Below are 26,423 nucleotides of genomic sequence, written 5' to 3'. Positions count from 1 at the left end.
CGCGTGCGGCGTGCTCTGCGCGCCGCGCAAGAGATCAAACGGTCGCGCCTTTTGTCCGCGTCTGATGGATTTCGATGAGCGAAGGACCGGTCCGGTCGTTCGCTTCGGCGAGTGCTCCGGGGAGTTCGTAGACGTTCGCAAGGCGGCTTGCCGGGATACCGTAGGCCCCCGCAATCGCGACGAAATCGGGCGCGGACGGCTTCACACCTTCCGGAACTATGCTCGCATCGAGCATGAAGTTTTCGATTTCCTGGTATCCGTCGTTGTTCCACACCAGGAAGATGACCTTCACGCCGGAATCGACCGCCGCGCCAATTTCCGAAAGCGAGAACTGGAATCCTCCGTCGCCGGCGAGGCAGACGACTGGAGCTCCCGGCTGCGCGAGGGCCGCCCCCGTCGCGGCCGGCGGCGCATAGCCGAGCGTGCCGTAACCGGTCGCGGAATTGAACCAGCTCCGCGGGCGTGGCGCATCGCAGTAGAGGTTGCCGGCATAGACTGCCTGGGTCGAGTCGCCGACAATCGTCACGCCCGGGAGCGTGCGATAGATCGTGTCGATGACGGCAAGCTCCGCCAGCATCTTCGGCGACAGCTCATGCTGTGCCGCACGGCGTGCCGCCGCAGCGCGGTCCGGTCCGCCGCTGCCGTTCGCCTTCTGCCCCTGGAGAAAGCTCACCATGCCCGCAGTCGCGGTCTTGGCGCTCGACAGCAATGCAAGCGACGCGTGGGGACCGCGCGCAAGCTGCGCTGCGTCGATGTCAATGCGGATGAGGTTCTTCAGATTGGGGAACCCGTTGTCCACATTCATGTCGTAGTCGGTCGGACCGAACTCCGTGCCGATGGCGAGCACGAGATCGGCACTCGCAAGGAGCTTGCGTACCGCCTTAAGGCTCGGACTTGCGGGCACGCGCAGCGGACTTCCGGCAAGCATTCCGCGCGCATTGGTCGTCATCACCACCGGCGCGCCGAGCGCTTCCGCAAGTGCCCGGATCTCCTCCTCGGCGGTAATTGCACCGCCACCAAGAAGAATCACGGGGCTGACGGCGTTCGCGCAAAGGATCGCGGCCTTCTGAAGCGTTTCGGAATCCGCACGGGGTCGCGTTCCGACAGCCGCGCGGAGCTGCCCGACATCGATCGGCAGGGCCATCACGTCGGTCGGAATCTCGATATGAACGGGCCCCGGGCGCCCTGAGAGAAGGACCGCAAAGGCACGCTCCATCACCGATGGCAGATCGGCCGGGTTCAAGAGCGTCTGGGAATAGAGCGCGAGGGTCTTCATCATGCCCTGCTGGTCCGGCAGTTCGTGCAGCAGTCCGCGCCCATGGCCCAGCGAGTCGCGCCGGTTTACACCGGAGATCACGAGCATCGGGATCGAATCCTGGCGCGCCTGCGCCATGGCGGTGATGATGTTGGTGAGACCCGGGCCGGTGATGACGAGGGCCACGCCCGGCTTGCCGGAAACGCGGGCGTATCCATCGGCCATGAAACCGGCGCCCTGTTCGTGTCGCGGTGTGATGTGGCGGATCTTCGAGGCGGCAAGCCCCCGATAGAGCTCGACCGTATGCACGCCAGGGATCCCGAAGACAACGTCGACCCCGTTGGCCTCCAGCAGATCGACAAGGGCTTCTCCAACGGTTTTCGTCGTCATGCGCGGCGTTCCTTCCTCAGGCCCGAACGCGCGGCAAGCGCGGTTATGCGACGGCAGGCCTCGTCTATTGCATCATTGGGGACGGTCAGGCTGAGCCTGATGTAGCTTTCGGCTTCGCTGCCGAAGGAGGAGCCGGGCATGACGGCGACCCGTTCCTCGCGCAGCAGTGCCCAGGCGAATTCCTCACCGGTCATGCCGGTGGCGGAGACATCGACCACGATGAACATCCCCGCTTCCGGCGGAAGCGGCACCAGCGCCGATGCGCCGGAGAGCGCCGCGCAGATCCGATCCGCACGCTGTTTGTAGGAAAGCCGCATCGCGGCGGACGTGCCGATGGGGTTATCCAATGCATGAGCAGTCATGTCGGCGATGAAAGGCTGACCGCCGAAGAGCATTGTCTCGGAGACGGAGAGCAGCCGGGAAGCGAACTCCGCGGGTCCGATCGCCCAGCCGCTGCGAAAACCCGGCGCGGCGTGAGACTTCGAGATCGACGAGACGACGATGGTGCGCTCGGCCAGATCCGGATTGTCGAAGGGTGAGGCGAAGGTCGCATCGAAGACAAGCTCCTCATAGACCTCGTCGCAGACGATCCAAAGGTCGTGCTTGCGGCAGATCGCGCCGATCTCGGCTAGCTCGTCGGCGCTAAGCACAGCGCCGGTCGGATTGTGCGGGGTATTGAGCAGCAGCACACGGCAGGCCGGGGTGATCGCCGCCTCCACGTCCTCCGCCTTCATTCTGAAGCCATTTTCAGGCTTCAGCGGCACCAGAATCCGTTCCGCGCCCGTCGCCCGGATCACGCCCTCGTAGGTAGCGTAGAGCGGATCTCCGACCAGCACGGCGTCGCCGTGCTCCACCAGTCCCAGCATCACCGCGAAGAGCGCCGTCTGCGTTCCCGGGAAACACAGGACGTTCGCTTCCGTCACCGAAGGGCGGCGCCTGCGGTACTTGCGCACCAGTGCGGCGACAACCGAGGGCTCGCCGCGGCCGTTCGAATAGCGGTAGCGCCCGGAATGCATGGAGCGGGTCGCTTCGGCGAGCAGGCTCGCATCGGTCGGTATGTCCGGCTCGCCGATCGTCAGTTCGATGACCGGTTCGCCGCTCGCCTTCATGCGGCGAGCCTCCGCGTGGATCGCCCACTTTTCCGATCCAAGGCTCGCGAGCCGCTCTGTTATGGATGCGTAGCGCATCGTTGCCTCCCAACTCCTAGAATGAAAACTGTCACGCCATGAGAGCGCCGGCCATCCGGCCCTCTCCGATCGGAACGCCCAGCAGGGCCTCGACAGACGAAAGCGCAATCGAAACGAGTTCGCTTTCGCCGAAGAGTTCTCCGGCCAGGCAGCCCTCCAGCCAAAGCCCGTCGAGCAGGCCGTTGATGGCAATTGCCAGCGCCCTGCAGCGGGCGGGCGAGGCATTCTCGCCCTTTTCCGCAAGGAAATCCGCGAGTAACCCCTCCAGAGCGTCGCGGAACCCGATGTATCCCTCCCTGTGGATGGCGGCCAGCGACGGGTCGACCCCCACCTGGCTGATGAAGGCGGCCCAGAGCGCAAGGCTACGGCTGTTCGCCACCGGCTCCGTGAGGTTGATCACGATGAAGTCCCTGAGCCGCGTTTGCGGATCGCCCGTGACCCGCTCGGCCTTTTCCGTCAGCCGCGCGATCAACACGCGGTAGGCTTCCTCAATGATGTGTTCCTTCGACACGAAGTAGTGGCGGATCAACCCCGCCGTAACCCCGGCCCGGATCGCGATCTGGCGGACCGTCGCACCCTGGAGGCCCTGGTCGGCGATGCAATCGAGGGTCGCCTCGATCAGGTCATGCCGTCGCTCGGCTTCCGGGGCGCGGTGGAAGGTCCGTCGCGTCATGCCGCCCGCCTGAGAACCGGCCGCGTCAGGCAGGTCGGCCCGCCCTCGCAGGCAATGCACAGCGCGTCCGCCTCGAAGGTCTGGACGGTGCAGCCCGCCGCTTCCATGGCCGCCTTGGTCTCGGGGAAGCCGGCGACCATGATGACCTCGTTCGGCCGGGTCGGAAGCACGTTGAGGCTGAGCCCGTTGCTGGCGTAGAACTCGTCAGCCGGCGCCTCGATCAACCGGATGCCGCGCTTCTTCATCAGCTGGTAGAAAGCGGCCGGAAGAAGGGGAGCGAAGACCAGCGCGAGATCGCCGGAAAGCGGGCTCATGACCGACATCAGGTGAAGGCAGGCTTCCTCGCCCTGCCAGAGCGGCAGGTCGAAGGCCAGCACGGAGATACCGTGCGGCGCCAGCAGCTGTGTCAGCTGGTCGATGCCGTCCTGATTGGTCCGTACGCCGCGTCCCACGACCAGGGTTCTCGCGTCGAGCCAGATGCAATCGCCGCCTTCGACCGTACCCGGCGCCTCGATACGTCCGAGAATCGGAATCTGTCGCTCGGCATAGGCCTTCTCGTGCAATGCCGTCTCGTTGGCCCTCAGCGGCTTCCCCATGCGCAGGATGATCGCGCCGTGATCCGACATCAGCGACGGATCGTGGGTGAACATGGCATCGGCCAGGCCGTCGCCTTCGTCCTCGAGCCAGAGGATCTCGGTTCCGGACTTCTCCACCAGCCTTGCAAATTCGGCATACTGGCGCACTGCCCGCGCGCCATCGAAGCTCGGCCCATAGTGCCACTTGCCGGGATCGGCGGCCTCCAGGCTCGGTCCGGGGCGTCGCATGAGGACGCGCAACAGGGGGCGGACATTTCCTGGGAACCAAAAGCGGTCATCAACAACTCCTGCGGGATTATGGGCAATGTGGCGGGACTGCCGGAAAAAGGCAGCGATGCAATTATTATACGCTTGAATAATTTCTCCACAAGTGCCACGATACGAAAACTGGAAGGACGCAGCAGGCCAAAGACGCCGCGCGTAGACAAGAAAAACAGGGGAATACTTGGCATGAAGAATGCATTTACCTGTCGCCAGCAGGACTCCGTCCGCCGATGACGGAAACCGCCCAGGCCATTGCAGTCACCAATCTGCACAAGCGTTTCGGGCCGCTCGAAGTACTCAAGGGGGTTTCCCTTACAGCCAATGAGGGCGACGTCATCGCCATCATCGGGGGGTCCGGCTCAGGCAAGTCGACGTTTCTGCGCTGCATCAACATGCTGGAGCTTCCGAGCGCCGGGACCGTGACCATCCATGGCGAGACGATCGCCATGAAGAAGGATGGGCATGGCGGGATGATACCTGCCGACCGCAAGCAGGTTCAGCGCATCCGCTCCCGCCTTGGCATGGTGTTCCAGAACTTCAACCTGTGGCAGCACATGACAATTCTCGAAAACGTCATCGAGGCCCCGGTTCACGTTCTGGGCGTACCGAAGGCCGAGGCAGTGGATCGCGCAGAGACGATCCTGCGCCGCGTCGGCCTGTTCGAGAAACGCGATGCCTATCCAGCCTTCCTTTCCGGCGGACAGCAGCAGCGCGCTGCCATCGCCCGCGCTCTCGCAATCCAGCCGCATGTCATGCTCTTCGACGAGCCGACGTCCGCGCTTGATCCGGAATTGGTCGGAGAGGTGCTCACCGTCATTGGAGACCTCGCAAAAGAGAAGCGAACGATGATCCTCGTTACCCACGAGATGAAATTCGCACGCAACGTCGCCAATCACATCGTCTTTCTGGCAAACGGCGTCATCGAGGAACAGGGGCCGCCGGACGCCATCTTCGGATCCCCGAAATCGGAGCGGCTGAAGAAGTTTATCAGCTCGATCCACTAGAGAAGCCCAAATAACCAAAAGAGGGAAACGCATGAAAACTGCATTGAAGACTATCGCACTCGCAGTCACCATTGGTCTTGCCGGCGTTTCGGGCGCCATGGCGGAACAGGTCAAGGTCGGTTTCGCTGCCGAGCCCTATCCGCCCTTCACCTCACCGGACGCCTCCGGCAACTGGGAAGGCTGGGAAGTGGACTTCATGAAGGCGCTATGCGCCCAGGCCAAGCTCGACTGCGTGATCACGCCCGTGGCATGGGACGGTATCATTCCCGCCCTGACCTCGAACAAGATCGACATGATCATCGGCTCGATGTCGATCACGGCGGAGCGCCTCCAGACGATCGACTTCTCCGACAAGTACTACAACACGCCGACCGGCGTGATCGGACCCAAGGGCGTGGCATTCGAGCCGACGCCGGAAGGCATGTCGGGCAAGACGGTCGGCGTACAGGTCGCGACCATCCACCAGGTCTACGCCAACAAGTACTTCGGCGAAAACGGCGCAACCATCAAGGAATACCAAACCCAGGACGAGGCGAACAACGACCTGGCCGCTGGACGCATCGATGCCGTGCAGGCGGATTCCATCGCGCTCGGCGCATTCCTGAAGAGCGACCAGGGCCAGGACTGCTGCGAACTCAAGGGCATGGTCAAGGATGATCCGGAGATCCTCGGTGCCGGCGTGGGCGTAGGCCTTCGCAAGGGCGAGACCGAACTCAAGGACAAGATCAACGCGGCGATCAAGGCGATCCGCGCCAACGGCACCTACGACGCCTTCTCGAAGAAGTATTTCGACTTCGACATCTACGGCGGCTGATGCCGACACATCTTTCCGGCGGCTTCGGCCGCCGGTCCTCTTTCAACGGACCTCGTAATCCATGGCTGCCGATCCCGGATCGCTGATCAACTGGAGCCTGCTGGCGCTCTCTCCGCCCGGCTGGGGCGGGGTACTTCTCGCCGGCTTCGTCAATTCTCTCAAGATCGCAGTCGGCGGATATGCGCTCGGCCTCGTACTCGGCACGGGCGGCGCCTTCGGAAAGCTCTATGGCAGCCCCGTCATCAAGGATCTTCTGGAAGTCTACACGACGCTCGTGCGCGCCATTCCGGAACTGGTCCTGATCCTGCTTCTCTATTATGCCGGAACGGACCTGCTCAACCAGTTGCTGACTGCTCTGGGCTTTGGTGCTGCCGACGTCAGCGGGCTTGCAGCGGGCATCTTCGTCATCGGCGTCGTACAGGGCGCCTACTCCACCGAGGTTCTCCGAGGGGCGATCAAGGCCGTCCCCGCCGGGCAGATCGAGGCGGCGCGCGCCTTCGGCATGTCGCCGACGCAGATCATGCGGCGCGTCACGCTGCCGGCCATGCTGCCGCACGCGATCCCGGGCCTGTCCAATCTCTGGCTCATCGCCACCAAGGACACTGCGCTTCTCGCCGTCGTTGGCTTCAGCGAACTCACGCTCGTCACGCGCCAGGCGGCCGGGAGCACGAAAGCCTATATCCTGTTCTTCTGCGCGGCCGGCGTCCTCTATCTGCTGCTGACGCTCGCCTCCAATATCGCCATCCGGCTCATCGAGACCCGCGCACGACGCGGCATGGCGGAGCCTGCCTGATGACCGACCAGACCGTCGCCGCCGTAGCGCTCACCGAACTCCCGACCAGGCAGAGCTTCCTCAAGCCGCACCGCATCGTGCTGATGACAATCGCCGCGGTTCTTCTCGGCTGCATCGTCGTCTACATGCGCTGGGACTGGGTGCCGAAATATTCCGGCAAGCTCGCCTGGGGCGTGGTCGTAACACTCGCCATGCTCGCCAGCACCTCGATCCTGGGATTCCTCCTTGCCGTACCGATCGGGCTCGTGCAGGTCACTGGCCCCCGTCCGCTCAAGTGGCTCGCGAACGGCTTCTGCACGATCGTGCGCGGCACGCCGCTGCTCCTGCAGCTCTGGTTGCTCTACTACGGTCTCGGGTCGCTCTTCCCGCAATTCCCCTGGATCCGTACATCCTTCCTGTGGCCCTACCTCAGAGAGGCATGGCCCTACGGCGTCACGGCCCTGACGATCTCGTTCGCAGCCTACGAGGGAGAAGTAATGCGCGGAGCCTTCGCGGGCGTGCCGCCGGGGGAACTCGAGGCCGCAAGAGCCTACGGCATGGGCCGCTGGACACTCTTCCGCCGGATCTGGCTGCCGCGGGCCATCCACCGGGCACTCCCCACGCTCAACGGCGAGACCGTGCTGCAGTTGAAGGCGACGCCGCTTGTCGCCACCATCACGGTGATCGACGTCTATGCCGTCATCTCCAAGGTACGGCAGGAAACCTACATTACCTACGAGCCTCTGCTCCTGCTCGCTCTGATCTATCTCTGCCTGACTGCCATTCTGGTGGTGGGTTTCCGCTATTTCGAGAACCGAATCCCGACGCGTGGTGCCTGACATGACGATCCATCCGAACCTGATCAACTCCATGCCCGAACTGGTGGCAATCCGTCGCGACCTTCATGCTCATCCCGAACTCGGCCTTCAGGAGTTCCGCACCTCGGATCTCGTCGCGCGGCATCTCGAATCCTACGGCTACAAGGTGACGCGCGGTCTCGGTACGACCGGTGTGGTGGCGACGCTTTCCAACGGCAGCAGCAAGCGGTCGATCGGCATCCGGGCGGATATGGACGCGCTCCCTATCCTCGAGGAAACCGGGCTCGACTATGCCAGCAAGACCCCGGGGCTAATGCATGCCTGCGGTCACGACGGTCATACCACCATGCTGCTGGGCGCCGCACGCTCGATCGCCGAGCGGCGCAACTTCGACGGAACGGTCCACCTGATCTTCCAGCCTGCCGAGGAAAACTTCGGCGGTGCCCGGCTGATGATGGACGACGGGCTCTTCGAGAGATTTCCCTGCGATGCGGTCTTCGCACTCCACAATGAGCCGGGCCTGCCGTTCGGCCAGTTCGCGCTACGCGAGGGGCCGATCATGGCGGCGGTGGACGAGGCGCGCATCACAGTGAACGGGCTTGGCGGTCACGGCGCGGAGCCGCAGGAGACCGCCGACCCCATCGTGTGTGGCGCCTCGATCGTCATGGCGTTGCAGACCATCGTCTCGCGCAACATCCACCCGCTCGATCCGACGGTCGTCACAGTGGGCTCCTTCCACAGCGGGTCCGCCAGCAACATCATTCCCGAGCGCGCGGAAATCGTCGTCGGTATCCGATCATTCGATCCCGAGGTCCGCGACGAACTCGAGCGCCGTATCCGGCTGATCGCCGAACGGCAGGCGGAAAGCTACGGCATGACGGCGACGGTCGATTACCAGCGAAGCTATGACGCCACGATCAATCACAAGGCGGAGACGGACTTCCTGCGCGAGGTCGCGACCCGGTTTGCCGGCGAGGACAAGGTCGTCGATCTCCCCCGCCCCTTCATGGGCAGCGAGGACTTCGCCTACATGCTGAAGGACCGGCCGGGCAGCTACTTCTTCCTCGGAGGCAAGGTTTCGGACGACGACAAGTCGCTCCACCACCCCGGCTTCAACTTCAACGACGACCTTCTTCCGGTCGGCGTAGCGTTCTGGACCGAACTGGCCGAAACCTATCTGCGTCCGGCCTGACCCGGCGCAAGGTCACGATCATTCGTCCCCGAGTGACGGGGATCACTCCTCCGATAGGCGTAGCAGCGACACTCGTGGTGCCGCGGTACCGGTTGTGCTAGTGTGCAACTGGAAGAAACGGGCGCGCCTTGCCGGCACTTTTCTCGCGTAGGGCGAGTGCGCACCTGAGGGCAGAATCGACCTGGGGGTATTTAGTCGTCGCGTCTGCCCGTGGCCCGCCATGGCGGCAGTGGCGGTGAATTCCAGAGCATGCATTTCACGAGGAACTCCCGACGGCCCAGGGTACCGACCCGGGTTCGCGGATTATTCAACGTGGGCGAAGCCGGACGCGATCGGACCTCGGTTGCGATGGCCGCGCGCCAGAGCGAGCGAGGAAACCGCGATGAAAACAATCCTGATTGCAACGGCAATCGTCGCATTTTGGGCGGGAACGGCGCTGGCCTTTTCCCTGAGCTTCGGCCTTCCGAATTCGGTCGATACGAGCATGTTGCGCGGCAGGGCCGCGGTCGACGATACGGTCACCGGCTCCGTACCGGGCAAGAAGCGGCTGCCTGCCAAGCCACAGCATTCTTCCAGCGATCCGTCCGACTGCCTGGGCAGGGCCGACCGCTGACCACCTCCCGCGCTCGTCGACCGGGCGGCGCGGGTCCTTTTTGCCGAAGGTCGCGATCACCGCGCCGATCCGGAAACTGACCGGGGGTCCCCGTGGCCTCAACGCGCTGGTGCATCAAGCGGTGAAGGTGGCACCAATTGGGGCGGCTGCAGAGTGATTCCAACTGCGCATCACTCATGATGTTCGGCGTCCCGAACGCCACCAACAAGCATGTCGACGAAGCGATCAGGTACATCGCCTTTGTGGTTGTCTGTTGTCCCGCCAACGATGCCGGGACCTTCAGGCGCGTTCACCACACTCCTGGCTTTCCTCAACAAAATGGCCCTCGGCACACAACCTCACCTAGGGTAAGCAACATTATTTGGTACAACTTTTAAGGGCTAATCGGTTTAAGCCTCACTCCAGCTTCACAAATTAGTTTCCTCTTGGCCAGCATGCGGGCTCAGCGAAAAGGGAGACAGGACCGCACCCTCCTCCGCTTTCGCAAGAGCCCGCATGTGGCCGAAAACAGCGCTGTTTTCTCATGCCCCGCCCACTCCGGACTTTCCCGAACATCCCGCCTTTGTTACACCGACCACCTTCGAAGCAGGTGGAGACCGGAATGGTAACGACAGCGGCCGAATGCAGGACGATGGAAGAGATCCGTGAGAACATCGACCGGATCGACATCGCGCTGATGCAGCTCTTCGCGGAGCGCTGGAGCTTCATCGGCAGAGCTGCGGAGATAAAGTCGACACTCGGGCTCAAGGCCGATATCCCGGCCCGCGTTGACGAGGTTCGCGCCAATGCCCGCCGGAATGCCGGAGCGCTGGGCCTCGACGCCGCCTTCTACGACGACCTCTGGGCCCGGCTCATCCAGCATTCCATCGAACACGAGGCCCGCGTTCTCGGCGAGAACTGAGGCCTGGCGCGAATCAGATCTGATTGCGCTTGGCGAGATGGTCTTCCCAATCGAGCGCGGTGCGCACGATGAAGGAGAGATCGTCGTGCTTCGGTGTCCAGCCGAATTCCCGCATGGCGACAGCCGGATTGGCGACGATGGACACGGCATCACCCGGCCGGCGTCCGGAAATGCGAACCGGGAAGTCGACCCCGGAAACCGCTTTCACCCGATCGAGCACCTCGAGCACCGAGAAGCCGCGGCCATAGCCGCAATTGGCGACCAGCGAAGTGCCGCCAGCGCGCATGCGCTGCAGGGCCTTCAGGTGTGCGTCGGCGAGATCGCTCACGTGGATGTAGTCGCGCACGCAGGTGCCGTCCGGGGTCGGATAGTCGGTCCCGAAGACGTCCATGCCGTTGCGCTTGCCGAGTGCCGCTTCCGACGCAACCTTGATGAGGTGCGTGGCGCCCGCCGTCGACTGGCCGGTGCGTCCGCGCGGATCGGCGCCGGCCACGTTGAAATAGCGCAGTGCGGTGTAGGTGAAATCGTGGGCCTGCGCCGTATCGCGCAGCATGATCTCGGTCATCAGCTTGGAGGAACCGTAGGGCGATTCGGGCCGCAGAGCCGCGCTCTCCAGAACCGGCTCGGCGCTGTCCGGAGTCCCGTAGACGGCGGCGGTCGAGGAAAACACGAAGTGCTTCACGCCCGCCTCAACGGCCGCAGCAATCAGCGCGCGCGATTTGACCGTGTTGTTCTCGTAGTAGGCGAGAGGATCAGCGACCGATTCGGGCACGATGATCGAGCCCGCGAAGTGGATGATCGAGTCGATGGCGTTCTCCGCGAAGATCGTACGGAGCAGATCGCGGTCTGCAATATCGCCTTCATAAAATCGGGCTTCGGGTGCGATCGCCCAGCGAAATCCGGTAGATAGGCGGTCGATGACCACGACCTGCTCGCCCGCATCGATGAGCGACCAGACCATGTGGCTGCCGATGTAGCCGCCACCACCCGTTACGAGAACTGTCATATGCTCTTTCCTGAACTATTGTCGTCGCTGCGGATAACACCCCGACAGCGCCCAATATGCAATCCAGGAATTTTCAGAGCGCGGCTATATACCGGGACAACCGGTCTGCGGCCTCGGCGACCTGCGCGGTATCGCGCAGGAAGCAGGCGCGCATGAAGAGCGAACCGCCCGGGCCGAATGCGGTGCCCGGCGCCAGGCCGACGCCGGTCTTGTCGACGATGTCGAGCGCGGCCACGCGCGAATCCTTGACGCCGTCAATCTTCAGGAACGCATAGATGGCGCCATCCGGCTTCAGCGTTTCAACCCTGTTGGTGGCGATCAGCGCGTCACAAAGAAGATCGCGCGACTTCGTCGCCTTGGCGATGTTCTCTCGGACGAAATCGTCGCCGTGGTCGAGCGCCGCGACCGCCCCCTTCTGCATGAACTGGGCGACCCCCGATGTGGAATACTGGACGAGGTTTTCGAGGACCTGCCCCATTTGCGGCGGCGCGACGATCCAGCCGACCCGCCAGCCGGTCATCGACCAGTTCTTCGAGAAGGAATTGACGAAGACGACACGGTCGCCTTCCTCCATAATATCGAGGAACGAAGGCGCCCTGCCGCCGCCATAGTGGTAGAGCGCATAGATCTCGTCCGCCATGATCCATAGCCCATGCTTGCGCGCAAGCGAGAGAAGGGCGCGCAGGTCGTCATGGGTCGCGGTCCAACCGGTCGGATTCGACGGCGTGTTGACGAAGAGCGCTTTCGTGCGCGGCGTGATTGCGGCTTCCAGCCGTTCGAGGTCCAGCTGCCAGCGGCCGTCGCGAAACTCGAGAGGGACAGAGATCGGCCGGACGCCGGAGAGTTCGGCCGCCGCGGCAAAATTTGGCCAGGCGGGCGTCAGGAGGACCATGTCGTCGCCCGGCGACGTCAGTGCCTCGATTGTGAGCTTGATTGCCTGCATGCCGGAGCCGACGACATAGAAATGCTCGGCCGAAAGAGACTTGCCAAACTGGCGCCGGTAGTAGTCGGAAAGCGCCCTGCGCAGCTCCGGGGTGCCACGTTGCCAGGTATAAAATGTCTCGCCGGCCGCCAAAGCGGATGTGGCAGCCTCCGAGATGAAGGCGGGCGTCGGCAGGTCCCCCTCGCCGACCCACAGCGGTATCAGGTTGTCCCGCCCGCGCGCGTAGTTGACGAGTTCGACGATTCCACTTTCCGGAGCTTCCAGCGAACGCGGGCTGAGGCTGGCTGCGATGTTCATGCTGGCGGTTCTCCGGAATTGGATTGCAACGGACGGGTCTCTCATAACCTCATTCGTCGATGGGTTCACGCCAGTTTATCTGACGATCCGATCTATTCCGGTGATGAAATTTGCGATCGCGGGCACCGTCTGCCTCAACCAGCGCCCGCGAAACGTCCAGTCAGACCGCCGGTCTGGTCTTCAGGAGATCACGGATTTCCGTCAGCAGCTGTACGTCGGCCGGAGGCGGAGCCGCTTCTTCCGCCTTCTGCTTCTCGACGCTTGCGCGAAGGCGGTTCACGCCCTTGATCATCAGGAAGATGATCCAGGCGAGGATCAGGAAATTGATGAGGACGGTGATGAAATTGCCGTAGGCGAAGACCGCGCCCTGCTCGCGCGCGGCCGCGAGCGACGGGGCGGTGACGTTGCTCGAAAGCGGGAGGAAGTAGTTGGAGAAATCGAAGCCGCCACCGGTGAGAGCGCCCACGATCGGCATGACAAGATCGTTGACCACGGAATCGACGATCCTGCTGAAGGCCGCACCGATGATCACGCCGACGGCAAGATCCATGACATTGCCACGGGCGATAAATGCTTTGAATTCATTGAGCATAAACATCTCCTCTTGCTTCCATTCGAAGCAACCTAGTCCAGAAGCCGGTTTGATGGAAGCTTCAGCGTGCATCGATTTGGCGGCCTCCCGCGCAAGACGCAGATGCGAAAAGGAAGTCCGGCAACCAAGACCTAAGGCTAAGACGCCTGCGATTTCCTTGCTTTCGGGAATGGCCTATTGTGTCCCTCCGTCCGGCACGCCGGATCGTGCAGAGGAGGACGCATGCTGCCGGGTTGGACTACCGTCGTCTCGGCCCTCGCCTATCTGCTGCTGCTCTTCGCGGTGGCAAGCTATGGCGACAGGAAGTCAAGAACCGCGAGCGTCGGCCCTCGCGGGAGGCCGCTCGTCTATGCGCTGAGCCTGGCAATCTACTGCACATCCTGGACCTATTTCGGCGGCGTCGGGCTTGCGACGACGCATGGCCTCGAATTCGCAGGGATCTACATCGGTCCGATCCTGATGTTCACGCTCGGGATGCCGCTGATCAGGCGCATCGTGGCGCTGGCGAAATCCGAGCGCCTTACCTCCATCGCCGACTTCGTGGCGGCGCGCTACGGCAAGAATCCAGGTGTCGCGGCGATCGTCGCGCTGATCTCGCTGATAGGAGCCGTGCCCTACATCGCCCTGCAGCTAAAGGCGGTCTCCAGTTCGGTCAGCGTCCTGGTGGACACGTCCGGCTACGGCATTGCCGCTTCGGGCGGCCTCATCGATCTTCCACTTGTCGTCACCCTGGTGCTTGCCTGCTTTGCCATCGTGTTCGGCACGCGCCACACCGACGCGACGGAGCACCAGGACGGGCTGATCCTCGCGATCTCCATGGAATCGCTGGTCAAGCTGCTCGCTTTCGCCACCATCGGCTTCTACGTCGTCTACTTCATGTATGACGGCCTCGGTGACCTCTGGCAAAAGGCCGCCGCAAGCCAACGGGTGATGTCGGCCCTCGAGCACGAGACGCCGATTGCCCGCTGGATCCTGCTGATCGTCCTTTCCTCCTTCGCGATCATCATGCTGCCGCGCCAGTTCCACGTCGCCGTGGTAGAAAACCGTACGGAACAGGAACTGCGGATGGCGGGCGTGCTGCTGCCGCTCTATCTCGTCGCCATCAATCTCTTCGTGCTGCCGATCGCCGTCGGCGGTGTCCTGACATTCGACGGCACAGGCAATCCCGACCTCTACGTTCTTGCCTTGCCGCATGCAGGCGGACAGTCGATGCTTGCGCTCGTCGCCTTCATCGGCGGCTTTTCGGCCGCGACCGCCATGGTCATCGTCGCATCGGTGGCGCTCTCGATCATGGTCTCGAACGATATCGTCATCCCGGTCGTGCTGAGGCGCAGCCTCATTGGCGGCGGACGAGAGCAGGAAGACCTCTCGCGCATGCTGCTGCGCATCCGCCGGCTCGCGATCTTCTTCGTGCTCCTGGTCGGATATGCGTACTATCGCGCGGCGACAGCGAATGCCGGGCTTGCCTCCATCGGCCTGCTCGCCTTTGCTGCTATCGCCCAGATCGCGCCGGCCATGTTCGGCGGCCTCGTCTGGCGCCAGGCGAATGCACGCGGCGCCATGGCCGGCATGCTCTCCGGCCTCGTGGTTTGGGCTTACCTGCTGTTTCTTCCCAGCCTCGGGGTCGCGGACAACGCGGTGGTCGCAGAAACCGTACTCGGCTTCCTCTTTCCGGGATCGACCATCTTCACGGGCGAGAATGCAGACCCGCTCGTCAATGCCACGCTGCTGGCGATGATGATCAACATCGGCGCCTATGTCGTCGGTTCGCTCACCCGCAACCCGACGACGCTGGAACGGCTTCAGGCCGGCGTGTTCATCCGATCCAGGCCCCGGCTGGAGCGTGCCTTCCGCGGACGTCGGACCAAGGTGACGGTCAAGGACCTCAAGACCACGATCGGAAAGTACCTCGGCGAGGAGCGCATGCAGCGCTCGTTCCACAGCTACGAACAGCAGGCCGGACGCTGGCTGGAGGACAATGCGCCCGCAGACATGGCGCTCGTCTATTTCTCCGAGCAGCTACTCGGCAGTGCGATCGGCTCGTCGTCCGCGCGCCTCGTCCTGTCCCTCGTCCTGCAACGGATCGACGACACGCCTTCGGACACCGAATGGCTGCTCGACCAGGCAAGCGAAGCGCTTCAATACAATCAGGACATGTTGCAGACGGCGTTGAACCAGATGGACCAGGGGATCGCCGTCTTCGACCGCGAGGCCAACCTGACCGTCTGGAACCGGCGCTTCCGGCAGTTGCTGGACCTTCCGGAGGCGGTCGGGCAGGTCGGATTTCCGCTTTCCCGGATCGTTGCCATGCTTGCCGAACGCGGTGACCTCGCCGAGGATGACGTCGAAGCCGTCACCACCAAGTTCATGACCTTCGATCTGCCCTTCGCGCTCGTCCTGTCGGGGGGTGAGCGCATCCTCGAAGTGCGCGCGAACGCCATGCCGGACAAGGGCTTCGTGACGACCTACACCGACATCACGGAACGGGTTGAAGCAGATCGCGCGCTCAAACGAGTGAACGAGACGCTGGAACAGCGCGTGGCTGAGCGCACCGCGGAACTGACACTGGTCAACACCGCGCTTGCCGAAGCGCGCGCCGCCGCCGAGGAGGCCAATATCGGCAAGACACGCTTCTTCGCCGCTGCCGGCCACGACATTCTCCAGCCGCTGAACGCGGCGCGGCTTTATTCGTCGTCGCTCGTCGAACGGCTCGGCGAGTCCGATGACCGGCTCCTCGTTCATCACATCGATTCGTCGCTGGAATCGGTGGAAACCATCCTCGGCGCGGTGCTGGACATTTCGAGGCTCGACACGGGCGCGATGAAGCCGCGTCTTCAAACGGTGCCGCTCAACGATCTCCTCAGGCGCATCGAGACGGACTTCGCGCCGATGGCACGCGCCAAGAACCTGCAGCTGAAGGTCATGCCGACCTCGCTCTCGGTGCGCACCGACCCCAATCTCTTGCGCCGCCTCGTGCAGAACCTCGTCTCCAATGCCATCAAATACACGCGCAGCGGCAAGGTGCTCGTCGGCGTCCGGCGCCAGGGCAGCCACGCCTACATCCAGATCGCCGATTCCGGCATCGGCATTCCCTCCTCCAAGTTCCGCACCGTCTTCAAGGAGTTCGCACGACTGGACGAGGGGGCCCGCACAGCCCCCGGCCTCGGACTGGGCCTGTCGATTGTCGACCGCATCTCCCGAGTTCTCGGCCACCCCGTGGACCTGCAATCGACGCAAGGCAGGGGCACGAGTTTCAAGGTGCGCGTTCCCATCGAGGCCGCGGCCAAGCCGCATGCCCCGAGCGTGCGGGCGTCCGCTCCGACAACGGACGAACCGCTGCGCGGCCTCAGGGTTCTGTGCATCGACAACGAGCCCCGCATCCTGGACGGCATGTGCCTGCTCCTGTCCGGCTGGGGCTGCGAGCCGTTGCAGGCAGAATCAAACGCAGCGGTGGACGCACTTGTAGCGGAAGGATTGCGGACACCCGACGCCATCATCGCCGACTATCACCTCAACGACGGAACCGGCATCGAGGCGATCGACAGGCTCCGCACGGCGTGCAACGCCCGAATTCCGGCCTTGCTCGTGACAGCCGACCGCACGCCTGAAGTCAGGGCAGAAGCGGAGAAACTTGGAATTCTGATCCAGAACAAGCCCGTGCGCCCTGCCTCGATGCGGGCCTGGCTGACGCAGCTCCCGAACGTTGCCCGGGCAGCAGCCGAATAGAGATCAGGCGGCGGCCTGCGCAGATCCGATGCGAGCAAGCTGGATGACCGCCTGCGTGCGGCTGTCGACGTTCAGCTTGAGCAAGATTGCCGAGACATGCGCCTTGATCGTTGCCTCGGACACGCCGAGTTCGTAGGCGATCTGCTTGTTCAGAAGACCTTCCGCGAGCATGCCGAGCACGCGCGACTGCTGCGGCGTAAGCGTCCGCAAGCGGTTGATGAGATCGGCGATCTCCGCGTCCTGCTCCATTCCGCGCTCATAACCATCCGGCGTGTAGATGCCGCCGGCAAGCACGGCGGATATCGCTTCGCGAATGCCGTCAATGGTGGCTGATTTCGAGATGAAGCCCGACGCGCCGAGATCGATTGCCCGCCGGATCGTCGCACCATCATCGCTGGCTGAGACGATCACCACGGGAAGCCCCTGGAATTCCGCGCGAAGCGAGATCAGTCCCGAAAGGCCGCTCGCCCCGGGCATGGAGATATCGAGAAGAAGCAGATCGGCATCCGGATTGGCGGCGGCCGCAGTGCGCGCGGATTCGAAATCACCTGCCTCGACGATGGCCGGATCGCCCTCCATGCCGAGCACTGCCTGGCGCAGCGCACCCCGGAAAAGGGGATGATCGTCCGCAATGATGATGGTCATGTCTGATGTCATGAGGCTCCCTCCCAAGAGCTTTCATACGGCAAACCACGGGCTCATTGGCCCGCTTTTCCCCGAGCGATACGCGACCACCCCCCGCTCAGGTCTTCTGCGGCACGATCTCATCGCCGGAACCGGGCTCCTCCGAGCCGCCTTCGAGGTCTTTGACGATACCCATGAACCGCTGCATCATTCTTTCCATGACACTCATGGTGCGGTCAATCTCCTCATCGGTCGGCAACTGCGGTTTGACACCGGTAACACCGGAGTTGGCCTGCTTTTCCAAGGTTTCGACGCGCTTGCTGAGCAGGTCCAGCTCCTGTTCGAAGGCCTCTCTCTCGTCCGCGGCCATGCGGCAGGCCATCTGGCCGTTGCTCTCCTTGCACAGGGAAACCTCGCCCGTCACCGTATCGAGGCGGACGAAGCCGCTGTCGGTCCGCTCCATCTGATAGCGCCCCTCGCCTTCCGCCGCCGCCCCGGAGGCCGACAGGAGAAGTGGCAGGGCGAGCAATGCCAGGTTTTTCATGTGGTTTCCTCCGGAAAAAGAGCGACGATACGGTTCCGCCGTGGACAATTCGTCCGCATTGTTGCAAGCGCTACTCGTACCGGAACGACACTAACGCAGGCGGACGAGGAACAGGCGCTATGACAAGAATAGTTTACAAGATTGTTCCGGCAAGTCTGTGGCGCAGCGCGCGTGAGAGCGGTGTGTTCGAGGGCGCTCCCGTGGACCTCGCAGACGGCTACATCCACTTTTCCACCGCGAACCAGGTCAAGGAAACTGCGGCCCGGCATTTCGGAGGCCAGACGGACCTCCTGCTCGTCGCCGTGGACGCGGACTCACTCGGCGAAAAGCTGCTCTTCGAAGCCTCGCGCGGCGGCGACCTGTTTCCGCATCTTTACGCCCCCCTGGCGGTTTCCGCCGTCATCTGGGAAAAGCCGCTGCCGCTCGGTGCTGATGGCGCGCACGTCTTTCCGGAGCTCGAGGCATGATTTCCGCGCTCTCCGATATCGCCCGCAAGGGGCTTTTCCTCTTCGACCCTGAAGCGGCGCACGGCTTTTCGATTGCAGCGCTGAAGAGCGGGCTCGTTCCCGCCTGCGCCGCGTCTGCCGATCCGCGCCTCGCGCAAACGGTGGCGGGACTTCGCTTTACCAATCCCCTCGGCATGGCCGCGGGCTACGACAAGAATGCCGAAGTGCCGGAAGCGCTGCTTCGCCTCGGCTTCGGTTTCACCGAGATCGGCACCGTCACGCCCAAGCCGCAGCCGGGCAATCCCAAACCGCGGATTTTCCGCCTTACTGCGGACGAGGCCGTCATCAATCGCCTCGGCTTCAACAACGAGGGTCATGCGGCCGCGCTTCGCCGTCTCAGGGCCTGCTCGGCAGATGCCCTGATCGGCGTCAACATCGGCGCGAACAAGGACAGCGCCGACCGTATCGCCGACTACGTCGCCGGCGTCCGAACCTTCTACGACGTCGCCCGCTACTTCACCGTCAACATCTCCTCGCCGAATACGCCAGGTCTTCGCGACCTGCAGGCGCGCGAAAGCCTTGCAGCACTCCTGTCGGCAACGCTTTCCTGCCGCGACGAACTCGCCGAACAGACCGGAACGCGGGTGCCGGTGTTCCTGAAGATCGCGCCCGACCTCCCGGAGGAAGGGCTGGACGATATCGCGGCCGAGGCGCTCGCGCATGACCTGGACGGGTTGATCGTTTCGAACACGACGCTTTCGCGCGATGGCCTCACGGACCGCACCCATGCCAGCGAGGCCGGCGGGCTCTCCGGCAAGCCGCTCTTCGACAAGTCCACCACGGTGCTCGCCAAGATGCGCCGCCGCGTCGGCAGGGACATGCCGATCATCGGTGTCGGCGGCGTCAACTCGGCGGAGACTGCAGCGGAAAAGATCCGTGCGGGCGCCGACCTAGTTCAGCTCTACTCATGCATGGTCTATGCCGGTCCGGGCCTGCCATCGGCGATCGTCAAGGGGCTTTCCCGGATCTGCGACCGCGAGAGGCTCGGCTCGATCCGCGATATCCGCGACAGCCGCGTGGAGGCCTGGGCAAGCCGGCTTCTCTGAATCACCCGCCCGGAAGGCGGGAACCCCTACGGGATTTCAGGAAAATACCCGCGCCGCAAGGACGCGCACGCGGGAGGCGAGGAACAGCCCGCGCAGGGCCAGAAAGACATTCAGCGACAGCCACAGGCCGTGGTTGCCGAGAAGCGGCACGAAGATGGCAAGGGCCGCGAGATAGCCGGCGAATGCGGCGAGCATCATGTTGCGCATCGCGCTTGACCAGGTTGCGCCGATGAACACGCCGTCCATCTGGAAGGCAAGCGCGCCGGTCGTGGCGGTCAGCGCCGCCCAGGGCAGGTAGATTGCGGCCTCGTCGCGGACCGATTGTGTGGTCGTCAGCCAGCCGATGACGGTTTCCCCGAAGACGAGGAAAAGTAGGGTGGTCAGGGCGCCAAGGCCGATGGACCAAAGGAAGGTAAGCTTGACGGCGCGGTCGAAGGCCGGGCGCCAGGCAGCACCGAAGGCCCTGCCGACGAGCTGTTCTGCAGCATTGGCAAGCCCGTCGAGGTAGTATCCGGCAACAAGGAAGATGTTCATCAGCACCGCGTTGGCGGCGAGAGCAACCGGTCCGAAGGATGTACCGATCCGCGTCATCAGGGTAAAGGCCGCCAGCAGCACGAAGGTGCGGATCATGATGTCACGGTTGAGGGAGAAGAGCGCCTTCAGACGCTCGAGCGCGAAGACATGGGCAAAGCTCGGCCTCGAGGCTCCGCGTGCACGCATGACGACAAGACAGAGACCGAAGATCGTTCCCGCCGCTTCCCCCGCGACCGTACCCCAGGCGATGCCCGCCACTCCCCAGCCCAACCCGAGCCCGAGCAGGATTGAAAGCACGATGTTGACGCCATTGATGATCGCCTGCAGGAAAAGGCCGGTCACACCCTGCCCGCGTCCAAGCACGAAGCCGAGCAGGGCATAGTTCGAAAGCGCCATCGGCGCTGCGAGGATGCGGATCGAGAAATACTCTGAAGTCACCGCGCCAACGCTGGCCGGCGGTGACATCAGCGCGAGCCCGGCGGCAAGCAGGAGCGGCGCGGCCAGCGCGATCACCAGACCGCAGGCAATCGCGATCGCAAGCGATCGCCACAGAACCGCATACTCCTCGGCGCGATCGCCGCGTCCGAAAGACTGGGCGACAAGCCCGGTCGTCGAGGCCCGCAGGAAATTGAAGCTTCCGAGTATGAGGTCGAAGAGAACGGCACCGACCGCCAGGCCCGCGAGCGCATCGGCGGAACCGAGCCGACCCGCCACGGCCGTATCTGTGAGGCCCAGCAGAGGCGTCGTCAGGAAACCGAGTGTCATCGGAATGGCGATCGAAAGGACGAGACGGTGCGTCACCTCGAAGGCGCCGGCTCTGTTTCGGTCCGTTCTAGTGGCCTGGTCCATACACACTCTTCCCCGCGCGAGGCATTCCCGTTTCCGCGGGAATGAGGTCAGCTCGACAGCACCATGGACCAATAGGGCCTGTTGCCGGAAGCCGGATTCGTCACCATCGCCACGCCAAGGCCGCGATAGCTCGACCCTAGCATGTTGGTCAGATGCTTGGGCGAATTGTACCAGGCATCGAAAGCCCTTTCGGCCGTCTCCTGCCCCTCGGCAATGTTTTCGGCGGCCGGCAATGCGACCTCCATGCCCTTCATCCGCTTCAGGAAATTCGCGCCCAGCCCGATGTTGTGTTCCATCTTGCCGGCCTTAGCCATGCGTGCGGCCTGATCCATCGCGGCATTGGCGGCAGCGGGATCGCGCGCGAGCTGCGGCAGTCCGCGGTCGGTTCGCAGCTTGTTGATCATCCCGAGCGTCGCGTCGGTTTCGTCGCTACCGTTGCCGGAAGAAGGCTTCAGGTCCTCGACGGTCGAACAGCCGGTTGCAAGAGCGGCAAGGCCCGTCGCACCTGCCAGCAGAACGGCCCTTCGGCCCATTGGTTCAATGAGAGCGGATTTCATATTCAGCGTCGGAAGCTCAGGATACGGATGAGGATGAAGACAGGAATGACGATCACGGCGCCAAGCACCAGGTAGTCGCCCACGCGACCGAGCGCGGCGAAGCCGGTGTTCCAGAGATCGACCACGAAGTTGCGTACCGCCAGGATGATGTCGTCGGGATAGAGGCCGAAGACCGACATCAGGAAGCCAGCCGCGATCGAGAGGATCACGAGCTTGACAAGGACCCGCAGTGGGCTATCGCCGAGAAACCGGTTGAAGCCTTCCGACATCCTGATTCTCCTGTTGTTTCGTCTTCACTCAGATAAACGCCGCGCGTGCATGCCGCAAGCGTCAGCGTATCGCCAGTTTTCGCTTGCCTTTTGGCTCGTCGTCGCCAAGAAGCATCGCCATTCTTCCTGACGCCGGCGGTAACCATGACCTCGACCCAGCTTTCCTCCGGTGACCTGATCGCGGACCGGCGCGCAGACTATGCCCACATGCTCGCCGAGGGTGGCGAGTATGTCGAGGCGGCCGAATTGATGGAGCAGGCGCTCGAACAGGCCCCGGGCTGGGCCGCGGGATGGTTCCTGCTGGCGGAATATGCCGAGAAATCGGGCCGCAAAGAGGCAGCGGCGGCCGCACTTTCCAAAGTTCTTGTGCTCGATCCGGGCGATCTCTTCGGTGCGCGGCTGAAGCTCGCGGTTCTCGGGCAGGCATCCGTTCCCGACCAACCTTCCAGCCGCTATGTCGAACGGCTCTTCGACGACTACGCCGAGCGTTTCGACGAGGCTCTCGTCGAGAAGCTCGCCTATAGCGTACCGGAAAAGCTCGCGCGGCTCGTCATCGAGCGGGCTGACGGCAAGCCACGCTACGAACGGCTGATCGACATCGGCTGCGGCACGGGTCTTTTCGGCGAGCGATTTCGTGATCACGCCGCATATCTCGAAGGTTTCGACCTTTCCGCCAACATGCTGGCCAAGGCCGCGCAAAAGGGCGTCTACGGCCACCTTGGGCAGGCGGACCTCCTGCTTTCGCCCGAGGCTTGCGGTGTGTTCGGCGAGGGGCGGCCGGAGCACCGCGCCGATATCGTCAGCGCCGCCGACGTGCTGATGTATCTCGGCGATCTCTCTCCGGCCTTCGCCATTGCCGCGCATGCCCTTTGCGGCGGCGGTCTCTTCGCCTTCTCGGTCGAAGACGGCGGGACGGATAGCGGCGACGGCTACGTCATCAGGCCATCCCTGCGCTATGCGCATACCGAGGCCTTCGTACGGCAATGCGCGCTGAAAGCCGGATTCTCCATGCTGGCCGCGGAGCGGACGGTCATCCGGATGGACGCAGGCGAAGCTGTGCATGGCCTGCTTTTCCTCGCGCGGGCGAACGCATAGGCGCTTGCCCGCAGGTGGCATGCCTGCAATGCTGCAATGCATCATTACGGGGAGCACTACGGATGAGCAGCGACAGGCGGCGATTTGGCTTCTGGAATCCGGTGCCGACGCGCCATTCGCCGCTTGAGGACGCACAGGGGATCTTCACGGGGAGCATGGTCGCGGCGCTCGGACTTTCCCTGCTGGGCAGCGCCGGTCTGGTCGCAAGCGGCGTCGCGGGCCTCGCCTTCGTACTGCACTATCTGACCGGTCACAGCTTCGGGCTCTACTATACCGTCATAAATCTCCCCTTCTATGCACTGTCGCTTTCCCGGCTCGGCATCGGCTTCACCATCAAGACCTTTATCGCCGTAGGGCTCACTTCGCTGATCACCGAGATCCAGCCCCGCTTTCTCGAAATCGAGAGCCTCAATCCGATCTGGACGGCCGTCCTTGCGGGAATTCTGCTCGGATACGGACTGCTCGCGCTCTACCGCCACAGGGCGAGCCTCGGCGGCCTCGGCATCCTGGCCGTCTACCTGCAGGATCGCTTCGGCGGGCGGGCGGGACTGGTGCAGCTTTCCTTCGACGTCTTCGTGCTTGCCGCTGCCTTCGCGGTCGCCGCTCCCTTCATGGTGCTGTGCTCGGTGATCGGGGCGCTGATCCTCAACATCTTCCTGACCATCAATCACCGATCGGACCGCTACGTGGCGATGTGAGCGGTTGCCGGCGGCCGGGATGTACCGAGAGGCGAGGAGCGCACTTCCGCCGACACGGACCTCCCGAGGCCGGCCTTTTCTTTCCCTGATTTTTCTCTAGCTTCACCCGGGTGGCCACGATCGTTTCCTTCGCGTCCGGGCTCGAAAGCCTTCCGAAACCCTTCGCAGACTGGTTCGCGTCCAAGGGCTGGCGTCCCCGCGCCCACCAGCTCGAACTGCTCGACCGGGCCCGGGCCGGCGAAAGTCTGCTGCTGATCGCTCCGACCGGCGCCGGCAAGACGCTCGCAGGCTTCCTGCCATCGCTCACTGATCTGTACGCCCGCGGCAGGGTGCCGCCTGGATCGGGTTTCACCGGCATCCACACGCTCTACATCTCTCCGCTGAAGGCGCTCGCCGTCGATATCGAGCGCAACCTGACCAAGCCCGTCGAGGACATGAACCTGCCGGTTTCGATCGAGACCCGGACGGGCGACACGCCACAATCGAAACGGCAGCGCCAGCGGCTCAACCCGCCCGACATCCTGCTGACGACTCCGGAACAACTGGCCCTGCTGCTCGCGAACGGCGAGGCGCCACGCTTCTTCAAGGATTTGAAATTCGTGGTGTTCGACGAGCTCCACTCGCTGGTCACGTCCAAGCGCGGTCACCTCCTTTCGCTCGGACTTGCGCGCCTGCGCAGGCTTGCACCGGATCTAAGAACGATCGGGCTCTCCGCGACAGTCGCCGAGCCGGTGGATCTGCGCCGTTGGCTCGTCGGCCAGCAGGACGGCGGGGACAACCATGCGGGCCTCGTCACGGCGCCGGCGGGTGCGCGGCCGATCATCACCATCCTCAAGAGCGAGCAGCGCGTCCCGTGGTCGGGTCATTCCGCACGCTATGCGATGGCCGAGGTCTACGACGCGATACGCGAGCACGGCACGACCCTCCTCTTCGTCAATACGAGGAGCCAGGCGGAGCTGCTTTTCCAGGAACTGTGGAATATCAATGAGGAAACGCTTCCCATCGCCCTTCACCATGGCTCGCTCGACGTCGCCCAGCGGCGGCGTGTGGAAGCTGCCATGGCCGAAAACCGTCTGCGAGCGGTCGTCGCCACCTCGACGCTCGACCTCGGCATCGACTGGGGCGACGTCGATCTCGTCGTCCATGTCGGGGCCCCGAAGGGGGCGAGCCGGCTCGCGCAGCGCATCGGCAGGGCAAACCACCGGATGGACGAGCCCAGCCGGGCAATCCTCGTTCCGGCCAATCGCTTCGAGGTGCTCGAATGCCAGGCGGCGCTGGATGCGAACTACGTCGGCGCACAGGATACACCACCGACCGGCGACGGCGCACTCGACGTGCTCGCCCAGCATGTGCTCGGCATGGCTTGCGCCGCCCCCTTCGACGAGGACGCACTTCATGCGGAAGTCATCTCGGCGGCACCCTATGCGTATCTTTCGCGGGACAAATTCCACCGCATCGTCGAGTTCGTCGCGACCGGTGGCTACGCTCTGAAGACCTACGAGCGCTATGCCCGGATCCGCCATACCGCGGACGGGTTGTGGCGTGTCTCAAACCCGCAGGTCGCGCAGCAATATCGCCTCAATCTCGGGACAATCGTCGAGATGCCCATGCTCAACGTGCGCATGGTGAAGCGCAACGCACGCGGCTCCGTCGGGCGCGGCGGCGCGCCCCTCGGCAAGGTGGAGGAGTACTTCCTCGAGATGCTGGCGCCGGGCGACACCTTCCTGTTTTCCGGGAAGGTACTGCGCTTCGAGGGCATCCGCGAGAACGAGTGTCTCGTCTCCCAGGCCTTCTCGCTCGACCCGAAGGTCCCGGCCTATGCGGGCGGCAAGTTTCCGCTCTCGACCTATCTGGCAGAACAGGTTCGGCTCATGCTTTCCGATCGTGACCGCTGGGGCGCGCTCCCGGAGCAGGTCCGGGACTGGCTGAGTATCCAGCGCGACGTATCCGCGCTTCCTAAGCGCGACGAGCTCATGATCGAGACCTTCCCGCGGGGCAACCGGCACTACATGGTCGCCTACGCCTTCGAGGGACGCCTCGCCCATCAAACGCTAGGGATGCTGCTGACACGACGGCTCGAACGGGCGGGTCTCAAGCCTTCTGGATTCGTGGCGACGGACTATTCGCTCGCCATCTGGGCACTCGATGACCTCGGAGCCGCGTTCAGCGCGAGACGACCCTCGCTCGCTGCACTCTTTGACGAGGACATGCTGGGCGACGATCTGGAGGCCTGGCTCGATGAATCGTGGATGCTGAAACGGACTTTCCGCAATTGCGCGGTGATTGCCGGACTTATCGAACAGCGGCACCCCGGCAAGGAGAAGACCGGGCGTCAGGTGACCGTATCGGCCGATCTCATTTATGACGTACTTCGCACCCATGAGCCGGATCACATCCTGCTCGAAGCGACCCGCAACGACGCATCGTCCGGCCTTTTGGACATTCAACGCCTCGGGTCTATGCTTCAGCGAATCAAGGGTCACATCACGCACCTGGCCCTGGACCGTATCTCGCCGCTCGCCGTACCGATCATGCTGGAGATCGGCCGGGAGCCGATCGTAGGCGAGGCACAGGATGCGGTGCTGGCGGAAGCCGCAGAGGACCTGATCGCCGAAGCGATGGGTGATCAGGTGGTTTGACGAGAGTATTTGAGTGGCA

The 26,423-nt window shown here is 63.6% G+C and carries 25 protein-coding genes; 13 read left to right on the top strand and 12 right to left on the bottom strand.

Translation table 11 applies throughout. The annotated features are described in order from the left end of the window. Positions 1-34: 34 nt before the first annotated feature. From F3Y30_RS06010 to F3Y30_RS05995, 4 genes are read right to left on the bottom strand one after another with little or no spacing between them, the layout of a single operon-like run. Positions 35-1,645: a 5-guanidino-2-oxopentanoate decarboxylase gene (locus tag F3Y30_RS06010; RefSeq protein ID WP_203425592.1), complete on the bottom strand. Its 1,611-nt coding sequence runs from the start codon at positions 1,643-1,645 to the stop codon at positions 35-37. Continuing rightward, positions 1,642-2,832, bottom strand: a complete 1,191-nt coding sequence (locus F3Y30_RS06005; RefSeq protein ID WP_203425591.1) for a pyridoxal phosphate-dependent aminotransferase — start codon at positions 2,830-2,832, stop codon at positions 1,642-1,644. The genes F3Y30_RS06010 and F3Y30_RS06005 overlap by 4 nt, the downstream gene beginning before the upstream one ends. 31 nt (positions 2,833-2,863) lie before the next feature. Continuing rightward, entirely contained in the window at positions 2,864-3,505 is a 642-nt protein-coding gene (locus tag F3Y30_RS06000) for a TetR family transcriptional regulator C-terminal domain-containing protein (protein ID WP_203425590.1), read from the bottom strand. Further along, positions 3,502-4,341 carry an arginine deiminase family protein gene (locus F3Y30_RS05995; RefSeq protein ID WP_246752883.1) on the bottom strand — a complete coding sequence of 280 codons (840 nt, stop codon included), beginning with the start codon at positions 4,339-4,341 and terminating at the stop codon, positions 3,502-3,504. Before F3Y30_RS05995 ends, F3Y30_RS06000 begins: the two co-directional genes overlap by 4 nt. Positions 4,342-4,595: 254 nt before the next feature. Between F3Y30_RS05995 and F3Y30_RS05990 the strand changes: the two genes are divergently transcribed. The 7 genes from F3Y30_RS05990 to F3Y30_RS05960 all read left to right on the top strand — a co-directional run bounded on the left by F3Y30_RS05990 (position 4,596) and on the right by F3Y30_RS05960 (position 10,479). Beyond that, positions 4,596-5,369 carry an ATP-binding cassette domain-containing protein gene (locus tag F3Y30_RS05990; RefSeq protein WP_203425589.1) on the top strand — a complete coding sequence of 258 codons (774 nt, stop codon included), beginning with the start codon at positions 4,596-4,598 and terminating at the stop codon, positions 5,367-5,369. A gap of 31 nt (positions 5,370-5,400) precedes the next feature. After that, positions 5,401-6,183, top strand: coding sequence for a transporter substrate-binding domain-containing protein (locus F3Y30_RS05985; protein ID WP_203425588.1), 783 nt, complete (start codon positions 5,401-5,403; stop codon positions 6,181-6,183). Between the two features lie 61 nt (positions 6,184-6,244). Beyond that, a complete protein-coding gene (locus F3Y30_RS05980; RefSeq protein ID WP_203425587.1) occupies positions 6,245-6,976 on the top strand; it encodes an ABC transporter permease in 732 nt (243 codons plus the stop codon). Then, the gene (locus F3Y30_RS05975) at positions 6,976-7,794 is read left to right on the top strand and encodes an ABC transporter permease subunit (RefSeq protein ID WP_203425586.1); all 819 of its coding nucleotides are present in this window, start codon (positions 6,976-6,978) and stop codon (positions 7,792-7,794) included. Before F3Y30_RS05980 ends, F3Y30_RS05975 begins: the two co-directional genes overlap by 1 nt. A 1-nt stretch (position 7,795) precedes the next feature. Further along, a complete protein-coding gene (locus F3Y30_RS05970) occupies positions 7,796-8,965 on the top strand; it encodes a M20 aminoacylase family protein (RefSeq protein WP_203425585.1) in 1,170 nt (389 codons plus the stop codon). A 382-nt stretch (positions 8,966-9,347) separates the two neighbouring features. Continuing rightward, positions 9,348-9,578 (top strand): hypothetical protein, encoded by a 231-nt coding sequence (locus F3Y30_RS05965; protein WP_203425584.1) that lies wholly within the window; start codon positions 9,348-9,350, stop codon positions 9,576-9,578. Between the two features lie 601 nt (positions 9,579-10,179). Continuing rightward, positions 10,180-10,479 carry a chorismate mutase family protein gene (locus tag F3Y30_RS05960; RefSeq protein ID WP_203425583.1) on the top strand — a complete coding sequence of 100 codons (300 nt, stop codon included), beginning with the start codon at positions 10,180-10,182 and terminating at the stop codon, positions 10,477-10,479. 13 nt (positions 10,480-10,492) lie between these two features. Here the strand turns inward: F3Y30_RS05960 and galE are convergent, their stop codons facing one another. From galE to mscL, 3 genes are all read right to left on the bottom strand, one after another. After that, positions 10,493-11,485 (bottom strand): UDP-glucose 4-epimerase GalE, encoded by a 993-nt coding sequence (galE, locus tag F3Y30_RS05955; RefSeq protein WP_203425582.1) that lies wholly within the window; start codon positions 11,483-11,485, stop codon positions 10,493-10,495. A 73-nt stretch (positions 11,486-11,558) separates the two neighbouring features. Next, entirely contained in the window at positions 11,559-12,725 is a 1,167-nt protein-coding gene (locus F3Y30_RS05950; RefSeq protein WP_203425581.1) for a pyridoxal phosphate-dependent aminotransferase, read from the bottom strand. Between the two features lie 160 nt (positions 12,726-12,885). Beyond that, positions 12,886-13,317: a large conductance mechanosensitive channel protein MscL gene (gene mscL / locus F3Y30_RS05945; RefSeq protein WP_203425580.1), complete on the bottom strand. Its 432-nt coding sequence runs from the start codon at positions 13,315-13,317 to the stop codon at positions 12,886-12,888. A gap of 222 nt (positions 13,318-13,539) precedes the next feature. On the opposite strand from mscL, the gene F3Y30_RS05940 reads away from it, so the two are divergent. Then, positions 13,540-17,043 (top strand): PAS domain-containing hybrid sensor histidine kinase/response regulator, encoded by a 3,504-nt coding sequence (locus F3Y30_RS05940; protein WP_203425579.1) that lies wholly within the window; start codon positions 13,540-13,542, stop codon positions 17,041-17,043. 3 nt (positions 17,044-17,046) lie between these two features. On the opposite strand, the gene F3Y30_RS05935 is transcribed toward F3Y30_RS05940, so the two are convergent. Continuing rightward, positions 17,047-17,700 (bottom strand): response regulator transcription factor, encoded by a 654-nt coding sequence (locus F3Y30_RS05935; protein WP_203425578.1) that lies wholly within the window; start codon positions 17,698-17,700, stop codon positions 17,047-17,049. An 85-nt stretch (positions 17,701-17,785) separates the two neighbouring features. Then, entirely contained in the window at positions 17,786-18,211 is a 426-nt protein-coding gene (locus F3Y30_RS05930) for a hypothetical protein (RefSeq protein ID WP_203425577.1), read from the bottom strand. Positions 18,212-18,330: 119 nt separating this feature from the next. Between F3Y30_RS05930 and F3Y30_RS05925 the strand changes: the two genes are divergently transcribed. Both F3Y30_RS05925 and F3Y30_RS05920 read left to right on the top strand, forming a co-directional pair. Further along, the gene (locus tag F3Y30_RS05925) at positions 18,331-18,678 is read left to right on the top strand and encodes a DUF952 domain-containing protein (RefSeq protein ID WP_203425576.1); all 348 of its coding nucleotides are present in this window, start codon (positions 18,331-18,333) and stop codon (positions 18,676-18,678) included. After that, positions 18,675-19,763: a quinone-dependent dihydroorotate dehydrogenase gene (locus tag F3Y30_RS05920; RefSeq protein ID WP_203425575.1), complete on the top strand. Its 1,089-nt coding sequence runs from the start codon at positions 18,675-18,677 to the stop codon at positions 19,761-19,763. The genes F3Y30_RS05925 and F3Y30_RS05920 overlap by 4 nt, the downstream gene beginning before the upstream one ends. A gap of 36 nt (positions 19,764-19,799) precedes the next feature. Here the strand turns inward: F3Y30_RS05920 and F3Y30_RS05915 are convergent, their stop codons facing one another. Genes F3Y30_RS05915 through F3Y30_RS05905 form a run of 3 tightly spaced genes read right to left on the bottom strand, consistent with a single transcriptional unit; the run spans position 19,800 to position 21,972 of the window. After that, positions 19,800-21,146 (bottom strand): MATE family efflux transporter, encoded by a 1,347-nt coding sequence (locus F3Y30_RS05915; protein WP_203425574.1) that lies wholly within the window; start codon positions 21,144-21,146, stop codon positions 19,800-19,802. A gap of 47 nt (positions 21,147-21,193) precedes the next feature. After that, positions 21,194-21,679: a CAP domain-containing protein gene (locus F3Y30_RS05910; RefSeq protein WP_203426499.1), complete on the bottom strand. Its 486-nt coding sequence runs from the start codon at positions 21,677-21,679 to the stop codon at positions 21,194-21,196. Positions 21,680-21,705: 26 nt separating this feature from the next. After that, a complete protein-coding gene (locus F3Y30_RS05905) occupies positions 21,706-21,972 on the bottom strand; it encodes a DUF6460 domain-containing protein (protein WP_203425573.1) in 267 nt (88 codons plus the stop codon). A 144-nt stretch (positions 21,973-22,116) separates the two neighbouring features. Between F3Y30_RS05905 and F3Y30_RS05900 the strand changes: the two genes are divergently transcribed. From F3Y30_RS05900 to F3Y30_RS05890, 3 genes are all read left to right on the top strand, one after another. Continuing rightward, positions 22,117-23,067 carry a methyltransferase gene (locus F3Y30_RS05900; RefSeq protein WP_203425572.1) on the top strand — a complete coding sequence of 317 codons (951 nt, stop codon included), beginning with the start codon at positions 22,117-22,119 and terminating at the stop codon, positions 23,065-23,067. A gap of 62 nt (positions 23,068-23,129) precedes the next feature. Further along, positions 23,130-23,765 carry a YitT family protein gene (locus tag F3Y30_RS05895; protein ID WP_203425571.1) on the top strand — a complete coding sequence of 212 codons (636 nt, stop codon included), beginning with the start codon at positions 23,130-23,132 and terminating at the stop codon, positions 23,763-23,765. A 110-nt stretch (positions 23,766-23,875) separates the two neighbouring features. Then, positions 23,876-26,404, top strand: coding sequence for a ligase-associated DNA damage response DEXH box helicase (locus tag F3Y30_RS05890; protein WP_203425570.1), 2,529 nt, complete (start codon positions 23,876-23,878; stop codon positions 26,402-26,404). The last annotated feature ends 19 nt before the right edge of the window (positions 26,405-26,423 follow it).

Source organism: Sinorhizobium sp. BG8 (assembly GCF_016864555.1).
Classification (GTDB): Bacteria; Pseudomonadota; Alphaproteobacteria; order Rhizobiales; family Rhizobiaceae; genus BG8.
Note: the sequence above shows the minus strand (reverse complement) of the source record. Positions and strands in the feature narration are given on the sequence as shown.

Coding starts and splice junctions, on each gene's coding strand:
- F3Y30_RS06010 (WP_203425592.1), bottom strand. CDS start 1,645: ATGACGACGAAAACCGTTGGAGAAGCCCTTGTCGATCTGCTGGAGGCC.
- F3Y30_RS06005 (WP_203425591.1), bottom strand. CDS start 2,832: ATGCGCTACGCATCCATAACAGAGCGGCTCGCGAGCCTTGGATCGGAA.
- F3Y30_RS06000 (WP_203425590.1), bottom strand. CDS start 3,505: ATGACGCGACGGACCTTCCACCGCGCCCCGGAAGCCGAGCGACGGCAT.
- F3Y30_RS05990 (WP_203425589.1), top strand. CDS start 4,596: ATGACGGAAACCGCCCAGGCCATTGCAGTCACCAATCTGCACAAGCGT.
- F3Y30_RS05985 (WP_203425588.1), top strand. CDS start 5,401: ATGAAAACTGCATTGAAGACTATCGCACTCGCAGTCACCATTGGTCTT.
- F3Y30_RS05980 (WP_203425587.1), top strand. CDS start 6,245: ATGGCTGCCGATCCCGGATCGCTGATCAACTGGAGCCTGCTGGCGCTC.
- F3Y30_RS05975 (WP_203425586.1), top strand. CDS start 6,976: ATGACCGACCAGACCGTCGCCGCCGTAGCGCTCACCGAACTCCCGACC.
- F3Y30_RS05970 (WP_203425585.1), top strand. CDS start 7,796: ATGACGATCCATCCGAACCTGATCAACTCCATGCCCGAACTGGTGGCA.
- F3Y30_RS05965 (WP_203425584.1), top strand. CDS start 9,348: ATGAAAACAATCCTGATTGCAACGGCAATCGTCGCATTTTGGGCGGGA.
- F3Y30_RS05960 (WP_203425583.1), top strand. CDS start 10,180: ATGGTAACGACAGCGGCCGAATGCAGGACGATGGAAGAGATCCGTGAG.
- galE (WP_203425582.1), bottom strand. CDS start 11,485: ATGACAGTTCTCGTAACGGGTGGTGGCGGCTACATCGGCAGCCACATG.
- F3Y30_RS05950 (WP_203425581.1), bottom strand. CDS start 12,725: ATGAACATCGCAGCCAGCCTCAGCCCGCGTTCGCTGGAAGCTCCGGAA.
- mscL (WP_203425580.1), bottom strand. CDS start 13,317: ATGCTCAATGAATTCAAAGCATTTATCGCCCGTGGCAATGTCATGGAT.
- F3Y30_RS05940 (WP_203425579.1), top strand. CDS start 13,540: ATGCTGCCGGGTTGGACTACCGTCGTCTCGGCCCTCGCCTATCTGCTG.
- F3Y30_RS05935 (WP_203425578.1), bottom strand. CDS start 17,700: ATGACATCAGACATGACCATCATCATTGCGGACGATCATCCCCTTTTC.
- F3Y30_RS05930 (WP_203425577.1), bottom strand. CDS start 18,211: ATGAAAAACCTGGCATTGCTCGCCCTGCCACTTCTCCTGTCGGCCTCC.
- F3Y30_RS05925 (WP_203425576.1), top strand. CDS start 18,331: ATGACAAGAATAGTTTACAAGATTGTTCCGGCAAGTCTGTGGCGCAGC.
- F3Y30_RS05920 (WP_203425575.1), top strand. CDS start 18,675: ATGATTTCCGCGCTCTCCGATATCGCCCGCAAGGGGCTTTTCCTCTTC.
- F3Y30_RS05915 (WP_203425574.1), bottom strand. CDS start 21,146: ATGGACCAGGCCACTAGAACGGACCGAAACAGAGCCGGCGCCTTCGAG.
- F3Y30_RS05910 (WP_203426499.1), bottom strand. CDS start 21,679: ATGGGCCGAAGGGCCGTTCTGCTGGCAGGTGCGACGGGCCTTGCCGCT.
- F3Y30_RS05905 (WP_203425573.1), bottom strand. CDS start 21,972: ATGTCGGAAGGCTTCAACCGGTTTCTCGGCGATAGCCCACTGCGGGTC.
- F3Y30_RS05900 (WP_203425572.1), top strand. CDS start 22,117: ATGACCTCGACCCAGCTTTCCTCCGGTGACCTGATCGCGGACCGGCGC.
- F3Y30_RS05895 (WP_203425571.1), top strand. CDS start 23,130: ATGAGCAGCGACAGGCGGCGATTTGGCTTCTGGAATCCGGTGCCGACG.